Origin of the sequence: Mesorhizobium sp. AA22, from assembly GCF_001672375.2 — a bacterium.
GTDB classification, from domain to species: Bacteria; Pseudomonadota; Alphaproteobacteria; order Rhizobiales; family Rhizobiaceae; genus Mesorhizobium; species Mesorhizobium wenxiniae.
This window is the reverse complement of sequence record NZ_CP048406.1, coordinates 1,652,091-1,678,165: the sequence shown is the minus strand read 5'-3', so window position 1 is coordinate 1,678,165 and position 26,075 is coordinate 1,652,091. Positions and strand designations below refer to the sequence as shown.

At 61.8% G+C, this 26,075-nt stretch carries 25 protein-coding genes; 8 read left to right on the top strand and 17 right to left on the bottom strand.

Annotated elements, in window-relative coordinates; translation table 11 throughout:
• Nucleotides 1–30: 30 nt before the first annotated feature.
• From A9K68_RS08150 to A9K68_RS08140, 3 genes are all read right to left on the bottom strand, one after another.
• Nucleotides 31–279, bottom strand: a complete 249-nt coding sequence (locus tag A9K68_RS08150; RefSeq protein WP_029348218.1) for a hypothetical protein — start codon at nucleotides 277–279, stop codon at nucleotides 31–33.
• 51 nt (nucleotides 280–330) lie between these two features.
• Nucleotides 331–951, bottom strand: a complete 621-nt coding sequence (locus tag A9K68_RS08145; protein ID WP_029348220.1) for a ribonuclease D — start codon at nucleotides 949–951, stop codon at nucleotides 331–333.
• 93 nt (nucleotides 952–1,044) lie between these two features.
• Nucleotides 1,045–2,430 carry a M20/M25/M40 family metallo-hydrolase gene (locus A9K68_RS08140; RefSeq protein ID WP_065010154.1) on the bottom strand — a complete coding sequence of 462 codons (1,386 nt, stop codon included), beginning with the start codon at nucleotides 2,428–2,430 and terminating at the stop codon, nucleotides 1,045–1,047.
• Between the two features lie 401 nt (nucleotides 2,431–2,831).
• Here A9K68_RS08140 and polA point away from each other — a divergent pair, with 401 nt between their 5' ends.
• Nucleotides 2,832–5,774: a DNA polymerase I gene (gene polA, locus A9K68_RS08135; protein ID WP_065010155.1), complete on the top strand. Its 2,943-nt coding sequence runs from the start codon at nucleotides 2,832–2,834 to the stop codon at nucleotides 5,772–5,774.
• Nucleotides 5,775–6,026: 252 nt separating this feature from the next.
• Here the strand turns inward: polA and A9K68_RS08130 are convergent, their stop codons facing one another.
• From A9K68_RS08130 to A9K68_RS08095, 8 genes are all read right to left on the bottom strand, one after another.
• Nucleotides 6,027–6,431: a Fur family transcriptional regulator gene (locus tag A9K68_RS08130; RefSeq protein WP_065010172.1), complete on the bottom strand. Its 405-nt coding sequence runs from the start codon at nucleotides 6,429–6,431 to the stop codon at nucleotides 6,027–6,029.
• A gap of 281 nt (nucleotides 6,432–6,712) precedes the next feature.
• Nucleotides 6,713–7,759 carry an L-glyceraldehyde 3-phosphate reductase gene (gene mgrA / locus A9K68_RS08125; RefSeq protein ID WP_065010157.1) on the bottom strand — a complete coding sequence of 349 codons (1,047 nt, stop codon included), beginning with the start codon at nucleotides 7,757–7,759 and terminating at the stop codon, nucleotides 6,713–6,715.
• A gap of 150 nt (nucleotides 7,760–7,909) precedes the next feature.
• A complete protein-coding gene (locus tag A9K68_RS08120) occupies nucleotides 7,910–9,073 on the bottom strand; it encodes a Gfo/Idh/MocA family oxidoreductase (RefSeq protein WP_065010158.1) in 1,164 nt (387 codons plus the stop codon).
• Nucleotides 9,074–9,085: 12 nt separating this feature from the next.
• Nucleotides 9,086–9,832 (bottom strand): sugar phosphate isomerase/epimerase, encoded by a 747-nt coding sequence (locus tag A9K68_RS08115; RefSeq protein ID WP_065010159.1) that lies wholly within the window; start codon nucleotides 9,830–9,832, stop codon nucleotides 9,086–9,088.
• Nucleotides 9,833–9,885: 53 nt separating this feature from the next.
• Nucleotides 9,886–10,983 (bottom strand): ABC transporter ATP-binding protein, encoded by a 1,098-nt coding sequence (locus A9K68_RS08110; RefSeq protein WP_065010173.1) that lies wholly within the window; start codon nucleotides 10,981–10,983, stop codon nucleotides 9,886–9,888.
• 2 nt (nucleotides 10,984–10,985) lie between these two features.
• Complete coding sequence (locus tag A9K68_RS08105; RefSeq protein WP_246811402.1) at nucleotides 10,986–11,879, bottom strand: carbohydrate ABC transporter permease; 894 nt, start codon at nucleotides 11,877–11,879, stop codon at nucleotides 10,986–10,988.
• A gap of 34 nt (nucleotides 11,880–11,913) precedes the next feature.
• Nucleotides 11,914–12,807 (bottom strand): sugar ABC transporter permease, encoded by an 894-nt coding sequence (locus tag A9K68_RS08100; RefSeq protein WP_065010161.1) that lies wholly within the window; start codon nucleotides 12,805–12,807, stop codon nucleotides 11,914–11,916.
• A gap of 95 nt (nucleotides 12,808–12,902) precedes the next feature.
• A complete protein-coding gene (locus A9K68_RS08095; RefSeq protein WP_065010162.1) occupies nucleotides 12,903–14,141 on the bottom strand; it encodes an ABC transporter substrate-binding protein in 1,239 nt (412 codons plus the stop codon).
• A 155-nt stretch (nucleotides 14,142–14,296) separates the two neighbouring features.
• Here A9K68_RS08095 and A9K68_RS08090 point away from each other — a divergent pair, with 155 nt between their 5' ends.
• Both A9K68_RS08090 and A9K68_RS08085 read left to right on the top strand, forming a co-directional pair.
• On the top strand, nucleotides 14,297–14,440 hold the full coding sequence (locus A9K68_RS08090; protein ID WP_156768449.1) for a hypothetical protein: 144 nt from the start codon (nucleotides 14,297–14,299) through the stop codon (nucleotides 14,438–14,440).
• 99 nt (nucleotides 14,441–14,539) lie between these two features.
• The gene (locus A9K68_RS08085) at nucleotides 14,540–15,589 is read left to right on the top strand and encodes a LacI family transcriptional regulator (protein ID WP_065010163.1); all 1,050 of its coding nucleotides are present in this window, start codon (nucleotides 14,540–14,542) and stop codon (nucleotides 15,587–15,589) included.
• A gap of 384 nt (nucleotides 15,590–15,973) precedes the next feature.
• On the opposite strand, the gene A9K68_RS08080 is transcribed toward A9K68_RS08085, so the two are convergent.
• The 4 genes from A9K68_RS08080 to A9K68_RS08065 all read right to left on the bottom strand — a co-directional run bounded on the left by A9K68_RS08080 (nucleotide 15,974) and on the right by A9K68_RS08065 (nucleotide 19,437).
• Nucleotides 15,974–16,996, bottom strand: coding sequence for an IS110 family transposase (locus tag A9K68_RS08080; protein WP_065010339.1), 1,023 nt, complete (start codon nucleotides 16,994–16,996; stop codon nucleotides 15,974–15,976).
• Between the two features lie 153 nt (nucleotides 16,997–17,149).
• Nucleotides 17,150–17,932: a hypothetical protein gene (locus A9K68_RS08075; protein WP_203546891.1), complete on the bottom strand. Its 783-nt coding sequence runs from the start codon at nucleotides 17,930–17,932 to the stop codon at nucleotides 17,150–17,152.
• Nucleotides 17,933–18,217: 285 nt separating this feature from the next.
• Nucleotides 18,218–19,120, bottom strand: a complete 903-nt coding sequence (locus A9K68_RS08070; RefSeq protein WP_065009728.1) for an ImmA/IrrE family metallo-endopeptidase — start codon at nucleotides 19,118–19,120, stop codon at nucleotides 18,218–18,220.
• Nucleotides 19,117–19,437 carry a helix-turn-helix domain-containing protein gene (locus A9K68_RS08065; protein ID WP_065009729.1) on the bottom strand — a complete coding sequence of 107 codons (321 nt, stop codon included), beginning with the start codon at nucleotides 19,435–19,437 and terminating at the stop codon, nucleotides 19,117–19,119. Before A9K68_RS08065 ends, A9K68_RS08070 begins: the two co-directional genes overlap by 4 nt.
• Before the next feature lie 128 nt (nucleotides 19,438–19,565).
• Between A9K68_RS08065 and A9K68_RS08060 the strand changes: the two genes are divergently transcribed.
• From A9K68_RS08060 to A9K68_RS08040, 5 genes are all read left to right on the top strand, one after another.
• Nucleotides 19,566–19,802, top strand: coding sequence for a DUF2188 domain-containing protein (locus A9K68_RS08060; RefSeq protein ID WP_082982522.1), 237 nt, complete (start codon nucleotides 19,566–19,568; stop codon nucleotides 19,800–19,802).
• A 27-nt stretch (nucleotides 19,803–19,829) separates the two neighbouring features.
• Nucleotides 19,830–20,105, top strand: coding sequence for a multiubiquitin domain-containing protein (locus A9K68_RS08055; RefSeq protein WP_065009731.1), 276 nt, complete (start codon nucleotides 19,830–19,832; stop codon nucleotides 20,103–20,105).
• A gap of 19 nt (nucleotides 20,106–20,124) precedes the next feature.
• Nucleotides 20,125–21,255, top strand: coding sequence for a ThiF family adenylyltransferase (locus A9K68_RS08050; RefSeq protein ID WP_246811313.1), 1,131 nt, complete (start codon nucleotides 20,125–20,127; stop codon nucleotides 21,253–21,255).
• Entirely contained in the window at nucleotides 21,246–21,653 is a 408-nt protein-coding gene (locus A9K68_RS08045; RefSeq protein ID WP_065009733.1) for a DUF6527 family protein, read from the top strand. The genes A9K68_RS08050 and A9K68_RS08045 overlap by 10 nt, the downstream gene beginning before the upstream one ends.
• A 448-nt stretch (nucleotides 21,654–22,101) precedes the next feature.
• Entirely contained in the window at nucleotides 22,102–22,329 is a 228-nt protein-coding gene (locus tag A9K68_RS08040) for a hypothetical protein (protein ID WP_156768414.1), read from the top strand.
• A 216-nt stretch (nucleotides 22,330–22,545) separates the two neighbouring features.
• Here the strand turns inward: A9K68_RS08040 and gndA are convergent, their stop codons facing one another.
• Nucleotides 22,546–23,973, bottom strand: a complete 1,428-nt coding sequence (gndA, locus tag A9K68_RS08035) for an NADP-dependent phosphogluconate dehydrogenase (RefSeq protein WP_065009785.1) — start codon at nucleotides 23,971–23,973, stop codon at nucleotides 22,546–22,548.
• A 406-nt stretch (nucleotides 23,974–24,379) separates the two neighbouring features.
• Nucleotides 24,380–26,020, bottom strand: coding sequence for a copper resistance CopC/CopD family protein (locus A9K68_RS08030; RefSeq protein ID WP_065009735.1), 1,641 nt, complete (start codon nucleotides 26,018–26,020; stop codon nucleotides 24,380–24,382).
• Nucleotides 26,021–26,075 lie beyond the last annotated feature (55 nt).

The following is a 26,075-nucleotide window of genomic DNA, read 5'->3' as shown; positions in this document are numbered from 1 at the left end:
ATTGGAAAGGAGCCGGCGCCGCCAGCGGCGTCATACGTCGTCGCCATCCCCGGATGCAGGCCGCCAGCTAATCGGCTCGACCTTCCTTTGCGTATGACCGTCCGTATAGGCCCACCAGCCGGTGTCGTTCTCGTCCCAGTCGCCGCCGGCCGCTTTCAGCCGGTCGAGCGACCGGTACTGCGCGATGGATTCGTTCATCACCCCGTCGCTGTCCTTCCAGTAGACGGTGACCTTGGAGCCATCCTTGGGTGCTGTTTCGATTGGTTTTCTGGCAGCCATTTCATCCCTCCACGGACCGACAGAACGTCGCGGCGAACACCAGGTTCCGCCTTAGCTATGGGCGAAGATGTCTGCCTCATCCCAGCCCATCAGGTCGAGTTTCGCACGCGTCGGCAGGAAGCGGAAGCAGGCTTCGGCCTCCCTGGTCCGGTTGTCGCGCGCAAGCCGCGCTGTCAGGACATCGCGCAGCTGGTGCAGATAGAGCACGTCGGAGGCGGCGTATTCGAGTTGTTCGGGCGATAACGTCTCCGCCGCCCAGTCCGATGACTGCTGCGCTTTCGACAGGCTGACGCCGAGAAGCTCAAAGCAGATGTCCTTCAGCCCGTGCCGGTCGGTATAGGTTCGGGTAAGCCGCGAGGCGATCTTGGTGCAGAACACCGGCTCCGGCATGACGCCGAAGGCGTTGTAGAGCACGGCGAGATCGAAACGGCCGAAATGGAACAGCTTGGTTATGCTGCGGTTCTTCAGCAGGCTGACGAGGTTTGGCGCCTTCTTCTGGCCGGGCGCGATCTGGATGACGTCGGCGGAACCGTCGCCCGGCGAGATCTGCACTACGCAAAGCCGGTCGCGATGCGGATTGAGCCCCAGCGTCTCCGTGTCGATGGCGACCGCCCCGACGTCGTAGTGCAAGAGCCCCGGCAGGTCGTTCTTATGGAAGCGGATATCGCTCATCGTATTCTCCGGTCGCGGCTGGACGCACGTCGCTCTAGCCCGTCCTTGCCGCGATCCGATGAAAAATCAACAGAAAGTTGAATTCTCGCCCCCTCAGCGTGTCAGCGCATCGAGAATGCGCGCCCAGGAGCGCTGGCCCTTGTGGAATGAACTCATCTCGTACTTCTCGTTCGGCGAATGGATGCGGTCATCGTCGAGCCCGAAACCCACCAGCAACGATTCGATACCGAGATAGGTCTGGAAATCGCCGACCACCGGGATCGAGCCGCCGCTTCCCGTCGTCACCGCCGGTTTCGGCCATTCGTCAGACAGCGCGTCCTTGGCCTTGGCGAGAAACGGCGAGTCGTAGGAAAGCTGGATCGCCGGCGAGCCGCCATGCGGCTGGAAATCGACTGAGCAGTCGGCCGGGAGGCGTTCCCTGACGAAGCCTTGGAAAGCGGCGCGAATCTTCTGGGGATTCTGCTTGTGGACGAGGCGGAAGGACACTTTTGCCGAGGCTTCCGCCGCGATCACCGTCTTGAACCCCTTGCCGGTATAGCCGCCGATAATGCCGTTGAACTCGGCCGTCGGCCGCGCCCAGGTGAGTTCGAGCACCGAGCGCCCCTGTTCGCCGGACGGAATCGACAGGCCGACAGGCCCAAGGAATGTCTCGGCGGTTTCGCCGAGCGCCTCCCATGACTTCAGGATCTGCGAAGGCGTCTCTTCGACGCCGTCATAGAACCCCGGAATGGTGACATGGCCGTCCTCGTCGTGGATGTCGGCCAATATCCTGGCCAGGATGCGGATTGGATTGGCAGCAGCACCGCCATAGAGACCGGAATGCAGGTCGCGGTCGGCGGCCTTCACCGTGATCTCCTCGCCGACCAGCCCGCGCAGCGCAACGCAGATGGACGGCGTATCGCGGTCCCACATGCCAGTGTCGCAGACAAGCGCAAAGTCGGCCTTGAGTTCGGCCGCATTTGCCTCGAGGAACGGCTTCAGCGATGGCGAGCCGGACTCCTCCTCGCCTTCGAACAGGATCGTGATGCGGCACGGCAGCCCGCCATGCACCTGCTTCCAGGCGCGGCAAGCCTCAACGAAGGTCATCAGTTGCCCCTTATCGTCGGCCGAACCACGTCCCGTGATCACCTGGTGGCCGGGCTCGATCTCCTTCACCGAAGGCGCGAACGGGTCGGTTTCCCAGAGCTCGATCGGATCGACCGGCTGCACGTCGTAATGGCCATAGAACAGGACATGCGGTGCGCCCGCCGGCCCGTCATGGTGCGCCACCACCATCGGATGACCTGGCGTGTCACGCACGCTGGCGTCGAAGCCGATCAGCTTGAGCTCCGCCACCAGCCATTCCGCCGCCTTGCGGCAATCGGCGGCATAGCTCGGATCGGTCGACATCGACTTGATCCTGAGCAGGCCAAACAGGCGTTCCAGGCTCTCGTCGAGGTTTTTGTCGAGACGATCGAGGACGGGAGAAATTCTGGACATTTTTATCAAGCCTTTCGATTCTGAGCAGCAACCCTAAAGCCGCAAGGCAGAAACGAAAAGCCGGCCGTCGTTGGACCACCGGCGTCGAAAGGCAAAAAAATGCCGCCGTGGTGGAGGGGAACCACGGCGGCCTTTACTCGAAACGATGCGGCAGCCCGGAGAGGGGGATAGGCTGCCGCAAGTGTCCGGGATAGGCGGGGGACGGGCCTTGCTCCGGACTTCGGCGAAAAATGCCGATGGCGCTTATCTGTGTCTCCGAACGTGGCGATTCAAGGGCATGAAGATTACACTTTCGTAACATACCCGTGATCGGATCGACTGTCAGGGATGTTGCCGGAACCGGCGGTTGAGGCCGCCTTTGGCATGGACCACGACGCTGCGCCGCGCTATCCCTTCGTCCCATGAAAAAAGGCGATCATCTCTTCCTTGTCGACGGTTCCGGCTACATCTTCCGTGCGTATCACGCACTACCGCCGCTGACCCGCAAATCCGACGGGCTGCCGACCAGTGCCGTGCTCGGCTTCTGCAACATGGTGTGGAAGCTGACGCAGGACGCCCGCAACACCGATGTCGGCATCGTGCCGACGCATTTCGCCGTCATCTTCGACTATTCGTCGAAAACCTTCCGCAGCGATCTCTACCCCGAATACAAGGCCAACCGCTCGGCCCCGCCGGAAGACCTGATTCCGCAATTCGGCCTGATCCGGCAGGCGACCAGGGCCTTCAACCTGCCCTGCCTCGAGACAGAAGGCTACGAAGCCGACGACCTGATCGCCACCTATTGCCGGCTTGCCTGCGAAGCCGGCGCCGACACCACCATCATCTCCTCCGACAAGGATCTGATGCAACTGGTCGGCCCGACGGTCGCTATGTACGACCCGATGAAGGACCGCCAAATCGGCGTCCCCGAGGTGATCGAGAAATGGGGCGTGCCGCCGGAAAAGATGATCGACCTGCAGGCGCTGACCGGTGATTCGGTCGACAATGTGCCGGGCGTGCCCGGCATCGGGCCGAAGACGGCGGCGCAATTGCTGGAACAGTTCGGCGATCTCGATACGCTGCTCGCCCGTGCCGTCGAGATCAAGCAGGACAAGCGGCGCGAATCGATCATCGCCAATGCCGACAAGGCGCGCATTTCGCGTGAGCTGGTGACGCTGAAGAACGACGTTCCGGTGAGCGAGGGGCTCGACCAATTCGTGTTGCAGGCGCCCGACGGTGCCAGGCTGATCGGCTTCCTCAAGACCATGGAATTCACCTCGCTGACCCGCCGTGTGGCCGAAGCGACGGGAACCGATCCAGGCGACGTCGCGGCCACCGCCGTTACGATAGAGCGGGCCGATACGGCACATGGCCCCGACATGGGCTTTGGCGCGCCGGCGGCTGCCGAGAACATACCTGCGCCGTCCGACGAGGCTCCCGCCGAAGCCGCCAAGCAAGGCGATACGCCTTCTTTGCTTTCGGCGCTTCGCCTGGAGGCTGCGACCGCCCGCAAGATCGACACCGGCGCATACGTCTCCATCCGTGATGCCGCGACGCTGAGGGCCTGGATCGCCGAGGCGATGGAGACAGGCATCGTCGCCTTCGATATCGAGGCCTCCTCGCCCGATCCGATGCAGGCCGAACTGATCGGCCTGTCCATGGCCACCGCGCCCGGTCGCGCGGCCTATGTGCCGTTAGCCCACAAAAGCGGCAACGGCGACCTGCTCGGCGGCGGAGTGGTCGAAAACCAGATCCCGATCCGAGAGGCGCTTGGCATTCTGAAGCCGTTGCTGGAGGACAAGTCGGTTCTCAAGATCGTGCAGGAGCTGAAATACGACCTCGTCGTCATGAGCCGCCACGGAATCGATGTCGCCCCCTTCGACGACACCATGCTGATTTCCTACGTGCTCGACGCAGGCACTTCAGGCGGCCACGGCATGGCGGCTCTGTCGGAAAAGTGGCTCGGCCACTCGACCATTGCCCTCAAGGATCTGGCCGGCTCTGGAAGAAGCTTCGTCGGCTTCGACCAGATCGACATCGACAAGGCCACAGCCTATGCCGCGGAGCACGCCGATGTCGCGCTCAGGCTCTGGCGGGTGCTGAAGCCACGGCTTGCCGCCAAAGGCCTCGTCTCGGTTTACGAGCGGCTGGAACGGCCGCTGGTGCCGGTGCTGGCAAGGATGGAGCAGCGCGGCATCTCCGTCGACCGGCAGATCCTGTCGCGGCTCTCCGGCGAACTGGCACAAGGCGCCGCGCGGCTGGAGGATGAAATTTATCAGCTCGTCGGCGAGCGCATCAATATCGGCTCGCCAAAACAGCTCGGCGACATCCTGTTCGGCAGGATGGGCCTGCCCGGCGGCTCCAAAACCAAGACCGGCCAATGGTCGACCTCGGCGCAGCTCCTGGAAGACCTCGCCGCCGAAGGCCACGAGCTGCCGCGCAAGATCGTCGACTGGCGCCAGCTGACCAAATTGAAATCGACCTATACCGACGCACTGCCCGGTTTCGTCCATCCCGATACGAAGCGCGTCCACACCTCCTACGCCCTTGCCGCGACAACGACGGGACGGCTGTCGTCCTCCGATCCCAATCTGCAGAACATTCCGGTACGCACCATCGAGGGGCGGAAGATCAGGACGGCCTTCATCGCCGACAAGGGTAACAAGCTGGTTTCCGCCGACTACAGCCAGATCGAGCTGCGCGTGCTCGCCCATGTCGCCGAGATCCCGCAGCTCAAACAGGCCTTCGCCGACGGCGCCGACATCCACGCCATCACCGCGTCGGAGATGTTCAACGTGCCGGTCGAGGGCATGCCCTCGGAGATACGCCGCCGCGCCAAGGCGATCAATTTCGGCATCATCTACGGCATTTCCGCCTTTGGTCTCGCCAACCAGCTGTCGATCCCGCGCGAAGAGGCCGGCGCCTATATCAAGAAATATTTCGAACGCTTCCCGGGCATCCGCGACTATATCGACGCTACCAAAGCCTATGCCCGCGAATACGGCTTCGTCGAAACAATCTTCGGCCGCCGCATCCACTATCCGGAGATACGGTCGTCAAACCCGTCAGTCCGTGCCTTCAACGAGCGCGCCTCGATCAACGCGCGGCTGCAGGGCACCGCGGCCGACATCATCCGCCGCGCCATGATACGCATGGACGATGCGTTGGAAAAGGCGAAGCTTTCCGCCCGTATGCTGCTGCAAGTGCATGACGAGCTGGTCTTCGAGACGGCCGAAGCGGAGGTCGAGGCGACGATCCCCGTCGTGCGCCATGTGATGGAGAACGCTGCGATGCCGGCGGTGTCGATGTCGGTGCCGCTGCATGTCGATGCCCGCGCCGCCGACAATTGGGAAGAGGCTCATTAGGACCTCATGCGGATTTTCGCGGCGACCAGTTGCAATCTGTAGCGATCCTTGGCGCCCCCCTCTGTCCTGCCGGACATCTCCCCCACGAGGGGGGAGATTGGCAGCTTCGGCGCTGCAACCATCTTGCTCCGTTGGAGATTGGCGAAAGCCGGGATGATGGCCGATCTCCCCCCAAGTGGGGGAGATGTCCGGCAGGACAGAGGGGGGCGCTTCCCTCCTGCATCCACCGCTAAGTCGCGGCATACCAGACCTTTAAGCCGCCTCGGCCAGGCATTTGGCACAGGTGCCGCGGAATTCGATCACCGCCTTCTTCGCGACGAAACCAGTCGAGCGCACCCATTCGTCGAGCCGGTGTCCGACATCATGGTCGGAAAATTCGGTCACCTGCCCGCATGTGTCGCAGATGGCAAAGGCGGTCATCGAATGGCTGTGGTCGTGCGGCTCGGCGCAGGCGACAAAGGAATTGAGGCTTTCGAGCCTGTGCACGAAACCGGACTTAACCAGCGTGTCGAGCGCGCGATAGACCTGCAGCGGTGCGCGAAAACCCCGCTCGCGAAGCTGGTCAAGCAATGTATAGGCGCTGAGCGGCCCGCTGGCGGCCTCGAGTTTCTCGAGCACGCACAACTGGTTTTTCGTCAGCACATCCCTTGCTGCCATGATCCTGTTTCCAACCCGTTCGCGCCGCTCGCACGTCATTTCCGCATGCAAGCGGCTTCAGTTCTATCCAGATAGCGACGAACGGGCCTTTTTGCTACTGTTTCTGTGTCGGCATGGCCCAGAAGCCGGCCAACTCCGGGCAGGCTTAAATTTCGAAGCAGACATTGGCGGGCCGAGTAAATAAAAACGGCGGGAGCAGTTCCCGCCGCACCTGGTCGGCTACGCGTTGCCAGTCACTTCTGTAGTGAAAAACTTCCGTGGTGGACCACTTCCGTGGTGGATCACTTCCGTGGCGGACCTTTGCGCTCTGCGGAGGCGGCCCACAGATTGATGTCGGCTTCGCGCGCATACGTGTCGATTTCCGCGAGCTCGGCATCGCTGAAGTCGAGCGCCTTCAGCGCGCCGACGCAATCCTCGACCTGTTCCGGCCGGCTGGCGCCGATCAGCGCCGAGGTCACCCGGCCCTTGCGCAGCACCCAGGCCAGCGCCATCTGCGCCAACGTCTGGCCGCGTCGGCCGGCAATCGCGTTCAGCGCCTTGATGTTGGCGATGGTCTTGTCGTTGATGAAGGCCGGCCTCAGCGACTTGCCTTGGCTGGCGCGGCTGCCCTCAGGGATGCCGCCGAGATATTTGTCGGTCAGCATGCCTTGCGCCAGCGGCGTGAACACGATCGAGCCGACGCCGAGCCCCTCCAGCGTGTCGAGCAAACCATCGTCCTCGACCCATCGGTTGAGCATCGAATAGCTCGGCTGATGGATGACGCAAGGCGTACCGAGCTGCTTCAAAATGTCGGCGGCCTCGCGCGTGCGCTGCGAATTGTAGGAAGAGATGCCGGCATAAAGCGCCTTACCCGAGCGCACCGCATGATCGAGCGCACCCATCGTTTCTTCCAGCGGAGTATCGGGATCGAAACGGTGCGAATAGAAGATGTCGACATAGTCGAGCCCCATCCGCTTCAGGCTTTGGTCGAGGCTGGCCAGCACATATTTGCGCCCGCCCCATTCACCATAAGGTCCGGCCCACATCTCGTAGCCGGCCTTGGTCGAGATGATCAGCTCGTCGCGATAGGAGGAGAAATCCGTCCGCAGGATTTCGCCGAAAGCTGTCTCAGCCGAACCGGGCGGCGGGCCGTAATTGTTGGCGAGGTCGAAATGCGTGATGCCGAGATCGAAGGCCTTGCGCGCGATCGCCTGCTTGGTCCGGTGCGGCGTGTCGTCCCCGAAATTGTGCCAGAGGCCGAGCGAGATCGCCGGCAATTTCAGGCCGGATCGCCCGCAGCGATTGTAGATCATTTTCTCGTAGCGGTTTTCGGCAGGCACATAGGGCATGGGAAGTCCTTTAAATCAATTCGAGCCCGGCAGTTGCCACCGCAAAAAAGGGTGAGTCGGCTCTGCCCCTCACCCTTAGCGTCTCGCCGTTTCTATGGGGAGAGGGGTCGACGGTAAACAACACATGTCGCAATCACTGAAGCGCTTGCCCTATTTCTTCTTCGCCAGGAGCCCTTTCTTGTTCGCCAAGAGCGCTTCCGCATCCTTGACGCCCAGTGCCGCAGGGCGTTCGCAGGTGGTCTGCATGGCAACGAACTTTCCGCTCGCGCCCGACCGCAACATGCCGGTCATCACATCCACGGCATGCAGCGCCAGCTCCATCGAGCACCGGTGCGGCCGGCCTTCCGCAATCGCCAGCGCCATGTCGGCGAGACCGGCGGTGCGATAGTTGGCCATCATGCCGTGCGAATGCATCTGGTTGGCCACGCCGAACGGATGCTTCCATTTCGGCAGCTTCTTGACCGGCTTGGCGGCGTCGGTAAAGCGAACGTCGCCGCCGAAGAAATTCGGATCCGGCAAAAACACCGTGCCCAACTCGCCGTAGAGTTCCATCGGCGCGTGGCCATGGCTCCACACGTCCCAGCTGGTATTGAGCGTCACCACGGCGCCATTCTCGAACTCCATCACGCCATGAATCGTCGTCGGCGTGGCGACCAGGATTTTTTCGCCCGCGCGAGGCTTGGACGAGATCGTGCGTTCTGTCTTCGGGATCGAAGCAAAGGCTGCCACCTGCTTCACCGGTCCGATCAGCTGGATCAGATTGGTGATGTAATAGGGTCCGATATCGAGCACCGGACCGGCGCCAGGCTGGAAGAAGAAGTCCGGATTGGGGTGCCAATGCTCCATCCCATGGCTCATCACATGGCATGTGCCGCTGGTGATCTTGCCGAGCTTGCCAGTGTCGATCAGGTTGCGGACAAGCTGGTGCGCGCCACCGAGGAAAGTGTCCGGCGCCGAGCCGATGCGCAGTCCGTCTCGCTCGGCCAACTTCTTCAGATCGAGCCCTTCCATGACCGACAGCACGAACGGCTTTTCCGAATAGACGTGCTTGCCGGCATCGAGGATCTGTTTCGATACCTCGTAGTGCACCGCCGGAATGGTGAGATTGACGATGATGTCGATGTCGCCGGCCTTGAGCAGCCCTTCGACCGTCTCGGCGCGCAGCTTGAACTCCTTCGCCCGCGCCTTGGCCGCATCCATGTTGATATCCGCGCAGGCGCGCATCTCGATGCCGCGAAACAGCGGCGCCAGCGAAAAATATGCTTTCGAAATGTTGCCGCAGCCTACAACGCCGATCCCAAGTTTTCTTGCCATGCTGATTTGCTCCTAATAGGTCCTGGCGGCTGCGATCGAGCGGCGAGCGAAACGCTCGATGTCGTTGGGATTATCCTGTTCCATGACGTAGTATTTGGCGGCACTCTTGGCGCGCAGCGCCTTAATCAGGCCGGCCCAGTCGATCGTGCCGTGGCCGACATCGGACCAGCCGTCCTCGTCAACGCCCTCGCCAGGCTTGGCAATGTCCTTGACATGGACGGCGACGATACGTTTGCCATACTTCTCGATCCAGGGCAGCGGATCGCCGCCGCCGCGCACCACCCAGGCCACGTCCATCTCCCAGCCGATGTCGGGTGCCGCCGCGAGGATGTGCTCCTGCGGCATCGAGCCGTCGGCAAGCTTCTTGAACTCAAAATCATGGTTGTGCCACGCAAAGCCGTAGCCGGCTTTGCCAGCCGCCTCGCCGACCTTGGCCAGGCGTGCGCCGAAGCCGCGCCAGCCGGCCGTGTCGGTTGGTCTGCTCTCGGCGACCAGATAGGGGCAGATGAGCAGCGTGATGCCGAGCGCGTCGGCGATTTTGCGTACGCCATCGAAATCCGTCTCGAGCGCATCGATCGAGAAATGGCCGGTCGGCATGGCAAGCCCGTTCTTGTCGAGTTCGGCCCGAAACGCCTTGGGGTCGTCATAGACGCCGCCGAACCCCTCGACTTGCGCGTAGCCGAGCTCGCCCAGCATCTTGAGCACCCCTTTCCAAGGTTGGAAATTTCGCGCGCTGTAAAGTTGGAATGACCAGTTCATCGTCTCTGTCCGTTCTCTGGGGATGGATGTGCTTGAGGTGAAGTTCTTGGGAATTAGAGGCGGTTGCCGGTGGCGGCGTCGAACAGCGAAGCGCGCATCGGGTCAAAACCGATGCTCACCGTGTCGGCATTGTTTGGCGTGCGCTCAGAAGTCACCCGCACGGTGAAATTCTGATTTCCGAGCTTCAGCCAGACCAGCGTGTCGGAACCCATGGGTTCGACGACCACGACATTCGCCGTGGCTGTGAAAGGCCATCCAGCGCCGCTGTTGAACGCGACATGCTCGGGCCGGATACCGAAGACGGCCGCCCCCGGCACGGGCTCCTTTTCGAAAGCGTAGGTGGCAAGCGGGATCCGCACATCCTCGGCGACGAATCGCCAGTTGCCATCGTCCTTCTCCAGCCTGCCGTCGAGGAAATTCATCGCCGGCGAGCCGAGGAAGCCGGCGACGAACCGGTTGACCGGGCGATTGTAGATCGTCTGCGGTGCGTCGAGCTGCTGGATCACGCCGCCCTTCATCACCGCGATACGGTCGGCCAGCGTCATCGCCTCGATCTGATCGTGGGTGACATAGATCATGGTGTTCTGCAGCTTGCTGTGCAGCAGCTTGATCTCAACACGCAGTTCCGCGCGCAGCTTGGCGTCGAGATTGGAAAGCGGCTCATCGAAAAGGAAGACGTCGACGTCGCGCACCAGCGCCCGCCCGATGGCCACACGCTGGCGCTGGCCGCCCGAAAGCGCCGACGGCTTGCGTTGCAGCAGTGGCTCGATCTGCAGGATTTCTGCGGCCCGCGCGATGCGCTTGGCGATCTCCTCCCTGGGGATGCCGGCAACGCGCAGCCCGAAGGACAGGTTCTTCTCGACAGTCATCTGCGGGTAGAGCGCATAGGACTGGAACACCATGCCGATGCCACGGTCCTTGGGCTCCTCCCAGGTGACGTTCTTGCCCTTGATGAAGATGCGGCCGTCGGAAACGTCGAGCAGACCGGCGATGCAGTTGAGCAAAGTCGACTTGCCGCAGCCGGACGGGCCGAGAAGCACGATGAACTCGCCCTCGGCGACATCGATGTTGAGCGTCTCCAGCACCGACACTGCGCCGAAATTCAGCGACAGGTCCTGGATCGAGACACTGGGATTTTCCATTCTTGTCATCATCATCCTTTCACCGCGCCGGCAGCGATGCCACGCACGAAGAGCTTGCCGGAAACGAAGTAGACGACGAGCGGTACGAGGCCGGTCAGGATGGTGGCGGCCATATTGACGTTGTATTCCTTCACGCCCTGCACCGAGTTGACGATATTGTTGAGCTGCACCGTCATCGGATATGTGTCGGGGCGAGTGTAGACGACACCGAACAGGAAGTCGTTCCAGATGCCGGTCACCTGCAGGATGATGGCGACGACGAAGATCGGCAGCGACATCGGCAGCATGATACGGAAATAGATGCCCCAGAAGCCCGCGCCGTCGACGCGCGCCGCCCGGAACAGTTCATCCGGCGTGGAAGAAAAATAGTTGCGGAACAACAGGGTCAGGATCGGCATGCCGAAGATGGAATGGACGATCACCAGACCGCTCAGGCTGCCATAGAGGCCGATTTCGCGCAGGATAATGACGATCGGATAGATCATCACCTGGTAGGGGATGAAGGCGCCGACGATCAGGATGACGAAGAAAGTGTCGGCGCCCTTGAAGCGCCAGTTGGCAAGCGCGTAGCCGTTCACGGAAGCGATCGCGATCGACAGGATGACCGACGGAACGGTGATGCGCACCGAATTCCAGAAGCCGCGCGAGAGTCCGTCGCAGTTGAGGCCGGTGCAGGCGCTGGACCAGGCCTTCACCCAAGGCTCAAAGGTGATCTCGAGCGGCGGTGAGAAGATGTTGCCGAGGCGTATCTCCGGCATGCCTTTGAGCGACGTCACCACCATCACGTAGAGCGGCAGCAGATAGTACAGCGCCACCACGATGAGCGTGCCATAGAGGAAGATGTTGCGGCGCGAGAACACATGCCGCGGCTTCGGTCCTCGCGGCCCGGATGCCTCGAGCCCGATAGAGCCCGTAGTGGCAGGCAGGGGAACGGCAAGATCAGCCACGCTTGCTGCCTCCGAATTCGAGATAGGCCCACGGCACGATGACGACCACCACCGACAGCAGCATCATCGTCGAGGCAGCAAAACCCTGGCCGAGGTTCTGGGCGAAGAACATGTAGTCATAGACATATTTGGCCGGCACTTCGGAGGCGATGCCGGGACCGCCGCTGGTCTGGGCGACGACCAGGTCATAGACCTTGACGATACCGGCAGCGATGATGACAAGCGCGGTGATGAAGACCGGTCGCATCATCGGGATGATGATGAAGAGATAGGTCTTCAACGTGGGTATCCCATCCACCCGCGCGGCCTTCCAGATATCCTCGTCGATGCCGCGCAGGCCCGCCAGCATCAGGCACATGATGAGCCCGGTGCCTTGCCAAAGCGCGGCGATCAATATGCCGTAGATGACGATGTTGGAATTGTAGAGCGGATCGAAATTGAAGCTTTCCCAGCCCAGGCCGCGCACCACCCCCTGGATTCCGAACTCCGGGTTGAGCAGCCACTGCCAGACAAGGCCGGTGACGATGAAGGAAAGCGCGAAGGGGTAGAGGAAGATAGTGCGGAACGTGTCTTCGAAGCGGATCTTCTGATCGAGCAACGCCGCCAGCATGAAGCCGATGACCAGAGAGAACACCAGCGACAGCACGCCGTAGACCAGGAGGTTCTCGATCGAGACCAGCCAGCGCGGCGTCGACCACAGCCGATAATACTGGTCGAGCCCGACGAAGTTCAGCCGCGGCAGCAGTTTTGAATTGGTGAAGGAATAGAGCACCGTCCAGGCGCTGCCGCCGACGAAGATCACCAGTGCGGTGAGGACCATCGGAATCGAGGCGACCTTGGCGTTGAGGTTGCGGAAGAGTTGGTTGGGGCGTTCGCTCTTGCTCATCTGCACAGCCGTCGGGTAAGGGCGGGAGGGTCAAGACTTGTCCCGGAGCTCCCGGCCCCGCGGTCGCGGGCCGGGAGCGAGCGGTTCGTCGATCGTCAGTCCGCTGAGGCGACGATGTCGGCGAAGCGCTTTTGCGCATCTTCCACGGTCATATCAGGCTTGGCGAAGAACTCGGAGAAAAGGTCCTCCTTCTGCTTTTGGGTGTCCTGCGACAGCAGCTGGTCCGTCCAGGGCATGACGCTGCCCTTGGCCAGGATGTCGAGCCCTTTCTTCATGCAGTCGTTCGCCGCCTTGAGGTCGATATCGACGCGCACCGGCAGCGAGCCCTTCTTGAGGTTGAAGGCGACCTGCGTCTTGGGATCGAGCAGCGTTTCGGCCAGCGCTTCCTGCGCCTTGGACTTTTCAGCGTCCTGCAGCAGCGGGAAGTAGACGGCGTCGCCGCCGGTGGCGATGACCTCGTTCAGGCCAAGGCCGGGAAGACACGTATAGTCCTTGCCGGCGGTCTGGCCGGCAACCTGGAACTCGCCCTGCGCCCAGTCGCCCATGATCTGGCCGCCGGCCTTGCCGGAGATGACGAGATTGGTGGCCTGGTTCCAGTCCTGCACATTGGTGTTCTTCGCCATCTTGCGGGCATCGTCCGCGGCCTTGAATACCTTGGCGACCTCGGGCCCGGCGGCGAATTCGGCATCCTTGTCGCGATAGACCTTCAAGAAGGCGTCCGTGCCGCCGACCGCCGTAAGCAGCACGTCGAAAGCCCCGGAGGATTGCCAGGGCTGCCCGCCGACCGCGAGCGGTATGATGCCTGCCTTCTCCAGCGCAGGGGCTGCTGCAACATATTCATTCCAATTCTTCGGCACCGGCACACCGGCCTTTTCGAAGGCGCCGTTCGACAGCCACAGCCACTGCCAGGAGTGAATGTTGACCGGCACGCAATAGATCTTGCCGTCGAGGGTACAGCCGTCGAGCAGGCTCTTCGGCTGGACGATTTCCGCCCACTTGTCCCTGGTGGCCAGCTCGGTCAAATCGCGCATCAGACCGGCCTGCACCAATTCTTCCGCTTGCCTTCCGTGGTTGAACTGGGTGGCGCCCATAGGGTCGCCGCCAGTGATGCGGCTGATCATGATCGGCCGCGCCGTGCCGCCGGAGCCGGCAATGGCGCCGTCGACCCAATGATTGCCTGTCGCGTCGAACGCCTTGGCGAATTCGGCGACCGCCGCCGCCTCCCCGCCCGAAGTCCACCAATGGGTGACTTCCAGATCCGTCGCTGCCGCCGGGCTGGCAAATGGCAGCGCGGTTGTCATCGCCAACGCAGCGGTCATGAATTGGTATCGCATTTCGGCTCCTCCCAGAATCTGAAACGTTACAGATTTTCGATACGGCAATTGTTGGAGGCGCGCAACCCCGAACAGGAGCAGTTCGGCATTTTTTCGAGCCGCAAACAAACTCGCCGTGCAATGTCCACCCACTGCGCCGCAGCAAGCCAGGCTGCATGGCAAAAATGATGCTGCAATGCGTGACATTCGGCAAAACCTTGCTCAGCGGACAAGCCCTTGCCGACGCATACGACTTTGCGTCGAACGGAGCGCCACTCATCCAGGTTAGCTTTTACTGGCCGCTGCGCGATGGCAAGTGACAATCTGTAACGTTTCAGTATATAGGGTGTTCATCAGGCGGGCGACCCGCCGATTGCCGATCTGCACGGCAACTGCTATGCGCCTGACCGGCGGGATGAATGGACAGAGACCAGACGGAAAAGGACGACGAGGCGTCGGGACTGGGCCGGCCGACACTGAAGACGCTTGCCTTCATGACCGGGCTGGGCGTCACCACCGTGTCGCGGGCGCTGAAGGACGCGCCCGAGATCGGCGCCGAAACAAGGCGGCGCGTCCAGCTCGTCGCCAAGCAGATCGGCTATCGCCCCAATCGTGCCGGTGTGCGCCTGCGGACCGGCAAGACCAACGTCATAAGCCTCGTGCTCAACACCGAGCGCGAGATCATGAGCTTTGTCTCTGATATCATCTACGGCGTCTCGGAAGTCATCGCCGACACACCCTATCACCTGATCGTTACGCCCTATTCACGCTCGCAGGATCCCCTGGACCCGATACGCTATCTGGTGGAGACCGGCTCCGCCGACGGCGTCATCATTTCGCGCACCCAGCCGAATGACCCCAGGGCCCGTTACATGCTCGAGCGTGGCATCCCCTTCGCCACGCACGGCCGCACCGATATGGGGCTGATCCACCCCTACCATGACTTCGACAACTACGCGTTCGCGACCGAGGCTGTGCGCCACCTGGCCGGCATCGGCCGCCGCAGGCTGGCTCTGCTGGCGCCCCCAGTCGAGCTGACCTACCACAGTCATACGCTGAGCGGTTTCACCGATGCGCTGAGCGAGGTCGGCGCCAGCGAGATCCCGTTCAACACCGTTTCGGTCGACCATTCGATCGAGCAGATCAGGATGAGGACCGCGCAGCTGATGCGCCGCGAGGTCAGGCCGGACGGTTTCGTCAGCAGTGCCGCCGCCGCTACCCTCGCCATCGTCGCCGGCATCGAGGACGCCGGCCTCAAGCTCGGCCGGGACGTCGACGTGGTGTCCAAGCAGTCGTCCGACCTGCTGCACCTGTTCCGCAGGGAATTGCTGGTGGTCAACGAGGACTTCCGGCTGGCCGGCGCCGAGCTCGCCCGCTCGGTGCTGGGCTGGATCGGCGGCGCGGCACCTGGCTTCTTGCAAAGCCTGTGCGTGCCTGGCGAGGTTGTGGCCTATCGCCGTTCCGACTAGAGCGGGATATGTCAGATTGAACTGCGCTCCATCTATTTGTCTTAGCCGCATTTCTGCGGCGCCAAGTGATTCCACTTGGCTGCAAAATGCGCGCTGCTGATTGGCAGCCTTGGGGCCGTGTATGGACGGCTCTCCGTTGGCAAGGGTTTATTTGAGCATTTTGCAGTTGCTGGTTGGTGCGGCCATGTATCCGACCTGTAAGTGCGGCTTTTCACGCGCCGCTGGCCATAATGCCATTCGCGCGGCTCAGGTCCCGATCGAAAGCTCGCACTCGAGGTGCACGGCCCCAGTGGGTTTTCCTGATCCGGCGGTTTCAACCGGCTCTGTGCATTAGCTCCTGTTCGCCCTTTCCAACTCGTCGGCGATCACTCGCCCTATCTCGATTTATGCGATGATCGGCTCCTTGTAGCGCTCGCCGTTCGTCATCAGTGCCCAGACCATCCGGGCGGTCTTGTTGGCGAGCGCGACCGCCGCCACCTTCGTCGTTCGTCGGGCCATCAGCTGCACGAGCCAGGGTCGCCTCGTCCCGTGCCGCTCGGCATAGCGGATGACCGCCATCGCTCCGACCACGAGCAGCTGGCGCAGGTATCGATTGCCGGCTTTGGAGATGCTGCCGAGCTTCTCCTTGCCCCCGCTTGAGTTCTGCTTGGGAACGAGCCCGATCCAGGCCGAGAGGCATCGCCCCGACTTGAATGCGAGCGGATCGGCGACGGTCGCGACGAACGCACTCGCCAACAGCGGGCCCACCCCTGGTATCTCCATCAACCTGCGACCCAGCTCGGTCTCTCGTGCACTCGCCCGCACCCTGCGATCGTTCTCGAGGATCTGTGCCTTCACGACTGTGAGCTGCGCCTCGAGCATCCGCAGACAGAGCCGCGCGTCAGCCGGTATCCTCGTGTCGTTATCGTCGTTAATGACGACAAGCAGTTGCTCGATCCCGATCCGCCCGATCGGCGCCACGACTCCGAACTCGGACAGATGGGCCCGCAACGCGTTCGATATCTGCGTGCGCTGGCGGTTGAGCATCAACCGAACCCGGTGCAGCATCATCACGCTCTGCTGCTCGGGTGACTTCACCGGGACGAAGCGCATGGTCGGCCTGGTCACCGCCTCGCAGATGGCCTCGGCATCGGCCGCATCGTTCTTCTGTCGCTTCAAATAGGGCTTCACATACTGTGCCGGCAGCAGTCGCACATCATGACCTCGTGCGGTCAGCTCTCTCGCCCAATAGTGCGAGGAACTGCAGGCTTCGATCCCGACCAGACATCGCGGCAGCTTCTCGAAGAACCCCAGCACTCGCCCACGGGTCAGCTTCCTTCGAATGACAACCTGGCCCACGGCATCTACGCCGTGGACTTGAAACACGGACTTCGCGATATCCAGACCAATCGTCGTACCCTTGTCCATCTCAGCTCTCCTCCAGCTCTGGCCCAGCGACTATAGCCGCAAGGCGGAGGAGAGCCGTCCACCGCATCATAAGCGGACCACCTGCTTTTGAGCAAGGAAGGCGGAAACTTGCCGCGCCGTCCGCGGAAAATTGCAAAGTCGGCCATTGGCCGCTCAAGAGTTGGAAAACAGACGCGCCAGACTGTCGGTATAGAGCGTTGCAATGCGCTCGGACAGCTTGTGTTGTAGGACCGAAAGCCCCTCGCCGTTGTTCAAGTAAAGAAGGTAGCGGTGATGACGCAGGTCGAACGGAATGTCGTCGGCGGACTGCGTAATCGGTATGACATGCTTGCCCAACGTGTGGGCGATACCGGCCTCGTAAAACACGTTGGGATTCTTTCCCGTGAAGTCGCAGACGACGATATACGACCGGAAGATCAGCCCGAAAATGTCCTGTATCACGGCCGATTCCTTCCAGATGTTATCGGCACGCTCGCAGGTCATGCCGTTGTTCCGGCTGGCTTGCTGGATCGCCTGATACACCCCTGCGAAGCTGCCTGTGAACGGCATCATGGCTGACAGAAGACTTGGATCGGGCTTCTCGGAGGGCATCGAGAACACCGATGGCTGGAAATAGATCCTCGGGCCAGCCTGCGCCGAGCTCGAGACGCTGTGACCTCCCCCGCCGAACCTCGAGATTATGTAATCCTCAATCTCGGCTAGATTTTCATCGGCGGCCTCGGCGATACTCGTCAGGACCTGTATCGCGCATCCGTCATAGTCGTCATCCCCAAAGCTCAGGCTTCGGAGAAGGCGGCCGTGGTTGTCCACCAAATCGTACTGGTTTGTCAGCGTCCCCAACTCGAGCCAGTGCGAACTCGAGAAATTGGCGACAGCAATGTTCTTCAGCTCCACGATCTTCCGACGGGCTTTCGCATCAAGATGAACCATGCGCATTCCCAGCAATCTCCCAATTTGGCGAGAATTATGGACATTCGGGCAATCAGCAAGCGGTCATACGCACAAAACCGGCGCCGGTGAATATGGTGCAGACGTCGCTGCTGGCGGCGATCGACCGGTCGCAGCGAGTGCGGTTCAACCAGGCCATGGACGAGGTGAATGGCGGTCCGGTCGGAATGCACTGATTCCCGCTGCCATGGGCTACGGAGGCGGGTCTACAACGTTCCATCGAAAATCGCTGGGCTACACGACCCAACGGGATGAGCTTCCCAGGGTCGCAAGCTAGCCGATGGAAAACCGTTCACGTGGCTTTGCAGCGAAGCGATCAGACGCATCAGGCTCACGCTCTTCATCGGGTTGAGTAAATCGCGGTGTTGCATCGTCGAGCGTCAGCAATGATATGGAGAAATCGTATTGTTCTGCGTGAATTGTCATCTCGCGTACCGGATCTGCAAGCCACACACCGGCGCGGTGATCGACATCGCCTCGCCCGCCGACCAGATTTTGGGTATTGGCTGCGAGTGAATTGTCCGGAACAGGGACCGTGACATTTGACGTTCGGAAGAACGCGCCGCTGCGATGTGCTGCGGCACTGGCCCTCGACCAGAGAATAAAACCGTCACGAGATACCACGATGACCGCCCGACGCTCGGTGTAACGCAGCCACCGTAGAACAACGGCAATGAGCGATACCCGGTAGCGGGCGGCGCACTCCTTGAGGCGCTCGAGGTCGACCCTTTCGCGGGCAGAAATTTGGCGCCGGAAATCGTCAAGCGGCATAAGCAGCGTCGCCGCAAACTCATTCGCCTGGGCCTCGATCTGGCCATACTCCGTATCCCAGCGCACGACTTCCTGCTGACCGCACTCAAAGCCGTTCGGATAGGCCAGACGATGCAGGAAGTAGTGACCGAGCTCGTGCGCCAGCGTGAAGTTGATGCGGCCGGCCGAAGCGATGGCATTGTTGTAGACGATCTTCCAACCGCCACCGGTCCTCATGCGGTAGAGGGCGCCGTCAAAGTTCGGTAGGTTTGCGCCGACGACGTCGACGATCCGGTCATCAGGAAACCGCTGCTTCGAGACCTCGATCGCAACCTGGCGGACGTCGACCGGAAAACGGTCTGGGCCGAGTGCGGCATTCAGAAGCTTTGTCAGTTCGAATGCCCAGCGCTCCGCCGACCAGCTCACTCGCCGTCCTCCCCCATAACGTCGAGCATTTTCCTGATCTTTTCTTTGACCCCTGGATCCATGCGCCGGTATTTGCGAAAGAAGGCAGTATCGGTGGCATCCTCAACAGCCACCTCCTCGGTAATAAGGTAGTCCGGGGTAACAGCTAGGGCGACCGCGATCTTCGCGATCTTGTCGGCCGAGGGCCGCGGCGGATCCTTGTTCTCAAGCTCCCAGATGTAGCTCTTGCTCGATTCCGACAGTTCAGCCAGTCGATCGAGGGTGAAGCCCTTGCTCTTACGCAAAGTACGAATTTTTTCGCCGAGAGGCGTGGCCACGACAGCTCCTTTCAGTTGATAAGTTCAGAGTAGCAGCACCCCAGGTGCTTGACAACCGAAACGATCCGCGTCCACAATGTTCGGAGTAGGCGCACTTTTAGTCCTACGAAACAAGAAGGATGACTGGAATGGCAGGTTCAAAAGGTGGGCGCACCCATCACGTGGTCCCGAGCAACGGTGGTTGGGATGTCAAGCGCGGTGGGTCCCAGCGCGCTTCCGGGCATTTCGACACCAAGCGGGAAGCCGTGGATTTCGGGCGCGGCGTCAGCCGCAATCAGTCGACTGAGCTCAAGATCCATAATCAGGACGGCAAGATCGCGCAGAGCGACAGCCACGGCCGAGACCCTTACCCTCCGCGTGGCTAAGGCACTCAAACAGGCAAAGGAATAGAAATGCACAACGAGAACGAAGCCCAGGGTAAGGGTAAGGACAAGATGATCGAGATCATCGTCAACGGCACGCCTTACGAGGTGCCGAAGAAGGAAGAACTGTCGTTCGAGGAAGTCGTCACTCTCGCGTACCCCGACTTCCCGCAAAACCCTGGCGCGACTTACTCCGTCACGTACACCAAGGGCCACAACGATAAGGAAGGCATTCTTGCGCCGGGCACCTCGGTGAAGGCGAAGGATGGGATGGTTTTCCGTGTTAATCGCACTAGCCAATCATAATGCGGACATCCGGCAGCTGATGGACCGGGGCTACGCGCTCCGGTTCGACAGCAAATGCCTGGTCGTGCGCAACATCCCGTACCTGAGCTCGCAATTGGAGCTCTGTTACGGGGCCATCGTCTCCAAGCTCGTCTTCACCGACCAGAACCATGTCATTCAGGATGACCATCAGATCTACTTCGCCGGCGACGTGCCGTATGGCCTGAACGGGCAGCCCATCCCCAATCTCGCAGGCGGAGCCACTACGATGCAGCTGGCCAAGCCGGATGTTGTCGTACAGCGCTCATTCTCCAACAAGCCCCCGAACGGATTTGCCAACCTTGCCGAGAAGATCGACCACTACGTTACGATCCTGGCTGGCCCCGCCCTCAGCCGATTTCCGGACGCGAAGATTTACACCTTCGACGTCGACCATGACGTGGTCGAAGACAGCATCTTCAAGTTCCACGACACCCTGACTAGCCGAGCCGAGATCGGCGACCTGGCGGCGAAATTCAAAGAAGATGTGGTAGCCTTGATCGGCCTGGGTGGGACCGGGAGCTATCTCCTGGACTTCCTGGTGAAAACCAATGTGAAAGAGGTCAGGGGCTTCGATTCCGATGCCTACTACATTCACAATGCCTACCGCTCGCCGGGGAGTGTCCTCGAGGCCGAATTCCGGCGCCCGAAGGTCGAAGTGTATCAGGCCCGCTACGACAATTTTCGCCACGGGCTAAAGCTCGTCGACAAGTTTATCGACGCGAGCTGCGCGGAGGATCTGGCCGGCGTCGCGTTTGCCTTCGTCTGTGTCGACAAAGGCTCAGCCCGCAAGGAAATCTTCGACCTATTGATCGCGTTGGGGATTCCGTTCATCGACGTCGGCATGGGGCTCAACCGGCAGGACGGTGCCTTGGCCGGGATGATGCGCGCGACCCTCCTACAGCCCGCTACCGCGGCCAATATCCTCAGCCAGAACCTGGTCGAGACGTCCGACCAGCCGGGCGACGAATACCGCACCAATATTCAGATTGCCGAGTTGAATGCCATTAACGCCGGCATCGCCATCCTCCGCTACAAGCAGTGGCGAGGGTTTTACGCGAGCGATGCCGCGACGTATCATCTGGTCATGGAGACCGCCTCAAACCGCCTGTTCTCTTTCACATGCCCCTGAGCCAGATCGCGCTGAGGCAGGTTCAGTATGTTCCCCGCGAACTCGAGCCGGGCATTCTGTACGTGTCCGAAGAGTTCGGCGTCGCCGTGCACCTTTGCGCCTGCGGGTGCGGCAGCAAGGTAGCCGTGCCCTTGGGCGCCGCTGAGTGGACGTTCAGCAAGACGGACGGCAAGCCGAGCTTGTGGCCGTCGATCGGCAGCGGTCAGCTGCCCTGCAATTCCCATTACGTCATATCGAACGGCCGTGTTGATTGGGCCGCAACGATGTCAGCGGCGCAGACCGCCGCGGCTCTTCAGAGCGACCAGCTGAAGCGCGAAGCCTACTATCGGTCGCGCGAACCGAAGCCCGGCCTACTGCGGCGGATCTGGAACGCGATTGTCCGGCTGTTCGGAAGGTAAGTGTGGACGATTTTCACAGAGGCCTGATAACGCAGGTGCATTGCTACGAGTGCAACGCGCTGCACGACCGAATCGCCTGCCCCATTTGCGGCCACGTGATTGAAGCCGAAAAGGTCAGGCAGCCTGACGGAAGCTATGTCGAGCGGCGAACCGTGCCGGGTGCCCTGGGCTGGTCCACCCATCTCTTGCTCGAGATGATGAGGCGGGAATGGGAGCGCGGGGACGATGGCCCGGCGCCGATGGGCAAGACATCGCGGAAGCTGGTTATCGTCATCTTGTTCTGGACGTTCTTCGAGTCCCTGATGGACCGCTTCTATCACGCGGCACTTGGCGACCTCGACGAAGCCGAAGCGGCTAAGATCCTACGCAAGTTCAAGTTCGTCGGCGGCCAACTCGACGAGCTGCACAAGTCGCTGTGGGGTGTGTCCTTCTGGGAGGACCTGGCCCCATGGACTACGTACCGCTGGCCGAGCAGATCCGCACGATCCAGGAGCGCCGCAATGCGTTCATCCACGGCGATCCGGAAGCCATCGACGACATCTTGGTAGCCCGGACTATGGGCATCCTCATGGACGTGCAATTCGCGTGGATCAAACTGTTCAACACCCGCTGCACCCATAAACGTCGGAAGATCCCGATCTGGCACCAGGTCGAGCGCGCGGCGAAGACACGCTAGCCGGAGCTGTCACTCTGCGTTCCGGAACGACAAGTCGAAACCTTCGGCAGGAGCAATTCTATATAACATAATGTCCTTTACGTATGCCGGCTGCAGGCCGATCATCGAGCCATAATGCGGCCGGCCTATAGGGCGCCATACATTGACCCCGGTGCTCCCAGCACCCCGTCCGCTTTCGAGCTAGCTGATCGTACCATTGAACGACCGAAATAGGCGCTAGCCTGCCGCTCCGCTCCCCCAAGGGCCATGGAAGGCGCCCGGCCCGTCGATACGCTCGAAGCCATGCGCGCCGAAGAAATCGCGTTGCGCCTGGATCAGGTTCGAGGTGCCGCGTCCCTGGCGATAGCTGTCGAAATAGGCCAGCGCGGACGACAGCGCCGGCACCGGCGAACCAGCCTCCGACGCCCTTGCCACGATCCGCCGGAGCGATGGATGCGCCTCCTGCATCATCGCGATGAAAGCCGGTGCCATCAAAAGATTGGTGGCCGCCCCGCCGGTGCCGAAGGCTTCCGCCATCGTGTCCAGCAATTGCGAGCGGATGATGCAGCCGGCCCGCCAGATCTTGGCGATGGTCGGCATCGGCAGGTTCCAGTTGAATTCCTTCGACGCGCCGCTCATCACCGCGAAACCTTGCGCATAGGCTGATATCTTGCCGGCGAACAGCGCCAGCTCGAGATCGCCCAGAAGCGCGCCCTTGTCTCCGGAAATCTTGGTCACGCCGCCATTGCCATAGGCCTTTTCGGCGGCCAGGCGCTCGTCCTTGATCGACGACAAGACGCGCGCCGCCACCGCCGCCTCGATCGCGGTGGCCGGAATGCCGAGCTGCTGTGCCTCGATGACCGACCATTTGCCGGTGCCCTTCTGGCCAGCGCGGTCGAGGATGATGTCGACCACCGGCTTGCCCGTCTTCGGATCGTCGGCGGCCAGCACCTTGGCGGTGATCTCGATCAGATAGGAGTTGAGCCGGCCCTTGTTCCAGCCGGCAAACACCTGTGCGATCTCCTTCGGCCCCATGCTTAAGCCGTCGCGCAAAATGCCGTAGATCTCGGCGATCATCTGCATGTCGGCATATTCGATGCCGTTATGGACGGTCTTGACGAAATGCCCGGCGCCATCGGTGCCAAGCCATGCCGCACAGGGCTCGTCCCTGAACTTGGCCGAAATGGCGGTCAGCACCTTTTCGACGCGTTTCCAGGACTCTTCCGTGCCGCCGACCATGATCGACGGTCCATGGCGCGCGCCCTCCTCGCCACCGGACACGCCCATGCCGATGAAGGTGAGCCCCGAACCGGAAAGCTCGGAGAAGCGCCGCATGGTGTCGCGGAAATTGGCGTTGCCGGCATCGATGACGATGTCGTTGGCCGACAACACGCCGCTCAGTGCCGCGATCTGCTCATCGACCGGCTTGCCGGCCAGCACCATGATGATGATCGGCCGCGGCGGCCGGATGGCGGCGGCGAGTTCCTCCAGGCTGTAGCAGGGCACCACCATATCCCTGAGCGCCCCGGCATTCTCGACAAAGGCGTCGCTGCGTGCCGCGGTGCGGTTAAAAACGGCTATGCGGTGCCCCTTCTCGGCGATGTTGAGCGCCAGGTTGGAGCCCATCGTGCCAAGGCCGATCAGGCCGATTTCGGCTTTTTCCATCGTTTCTTCCCTACTTTCGGATCTTTTGTTGAGGCCGCGATTTGTGGCGATGCCCATTCTTTTCGGGATGCCATTCTTGCTGGGATGATTGACGGGCCTTCAGGGCCGCGTCAACCGCCTTGCCGAATTGTGCTACAGCTGGGGCGTGTTGTGATTCAGGTCAGGCCGAGCCGGAGTCGAAGACGGGCGCGAAGCGACCAAACAGGTGGTTTCCGAGAACCGGAGCGGAGCGTACTTGAGTACGTGAGCACGCGCATGACCCCGAAATCGAGGTGGATTTCGGAAAGGATCATGCGCAAAATCAAAGTGCTACAGCGTCCTTTGCGCGCCCGAGAGGGCGCGCGGCGCTGTAGGCAAGCGCAGGATACCGCCATTTGCAAGCCGGCATCACCTGAATATCAGCACGTCACTCCGGCCTGATGTCGATCGGCGCCTCTATCTTCACGATCTCGAAGTCCGAGATGAGGATATCGAGCCGCGCTGTCCATCGGCCGGGAACCGGGACGACGAGATCGTCGACGCGCCAGGTGCCGTCGCCTGGTTTTTTCGCCGCGCGCTTGATCGGCTCGATGCCGGAGTCGGGTTTTGACAGCACCAACGTCACTTGGCTTGCATCGAGCGGGCCGAAATCCCCGGTCATGATGACCATCGAGGCGGCAACCGGCCCAACATGGCCGGGCGTGATGCTGAGGTCGGCCATCGCCTTCGGCGTGTGGATATGCACCGACGCCGGCTGCGCCGCTGCGATCGCCAGGGCGCGTGGCGGCGGCGTGAAGCGCCAGCCGGCGGCAACGCCGAAGATCGCCAGAACGATCAGCATCTCAATGCCGATCGAGCGGACCAGCCTCCTCTGTGCTTCCGTCTCTCCCGCTTCCGTGGGACCGGTCAGCTTCCAGCGGTTAATGGCGGCAAGCGTAAACAGTAGGAACAGCAGCGCCAGCTTGACCAGCAGCAGCCGGCCATAGGCGGTTTCGAGCAAAGCCGCGGGCGCCTGCACCTGGATGACAGCCAGCACGATGCCGGTGGCCGCAAGCACGGCCACGACAGGCAGGATCGCTTGGGAAAACCGATGCAGGAAAGGCGCGGCCTCGGCCGGCTTCGGCCGCATGGCGAGACCGAGCGGCGCCAGCGCCCCGGCCCAGAAGGCAATGCCGGCGCCGTGCAGAAACACCATCGGCCTTGTCAGCCATTGCGGTTCGGCGGCACTTGCATGCCCGCTGGCGGCGAGGGCGGCGCCGACACCGGCCAAACCGGCAGCGGCAAACAGTTTTGCGCCGCCGCGCGGTCCGACCAGCGACAGCAGCCCAAGCCCGAGCGCCACCAGCGCGATCAGCACCGTCCAGCCGAAGCTAGTGGCGAGCCCGGCCTGCCAGACGCCCGGCTGCGCCAGCCGGGTGAGCGGTGCACCGAGCGCGTCCAGTCCCTGCAAGCCGAGCGACAAAGGCGCCGCGACAAGGCCGCATAGGATTGCGGCGATGGCGAAGCGGTGGCCGGAACGTCCGCCCTTCGCCAGCCAAGCGATGGCAAAGGCGCCGCCGACGCCGAGAAAGAGGCCGACATAGAGAAAGATCTTGCCGATCCAGATTGCCGACCTCAGGCCCCGGTCGACAGCTTCGGAGACGGCGGGCGCAGCACTCGGCGCGCCGATGGAAAACAACACCGAGCCGCCGACCGGATGGCCATCGGCGGAGATCACCCGCCAGCTCAGCACATGCGTGCCGGATCCGAGCCTTTGCGGATTGTCGATGTCGAGCGTCTGGCCATTGAGCCGAAACGAGGTCAGCGGAACCGGCGTCCCGTCAGGCCGCACCAAGGTCAGCACCAGCGGTGACACCGGTTCGCTGAAGGTCAGCGAAAATTGCGTAGGACTTTGTCCCAGCACCGCGCCATCAGCCGGCTCGGTCGTGATCAGCGCCGCATGGGCAAAGACCTGACTTGGCGCAGCAATTATGGCGAGCAGCACGATCGCAGCCAGCTGCCCGACCGCAAGCCGACCGGCGCGCTTGCTGGTTGTGCAGATCGTCCGCAGGAAGGGTGCCGCGCTCATGCCACTGCCATACAAACAGCGGCGCGCTCTTTCGGATAGAGCGCGCCGCCTAAGG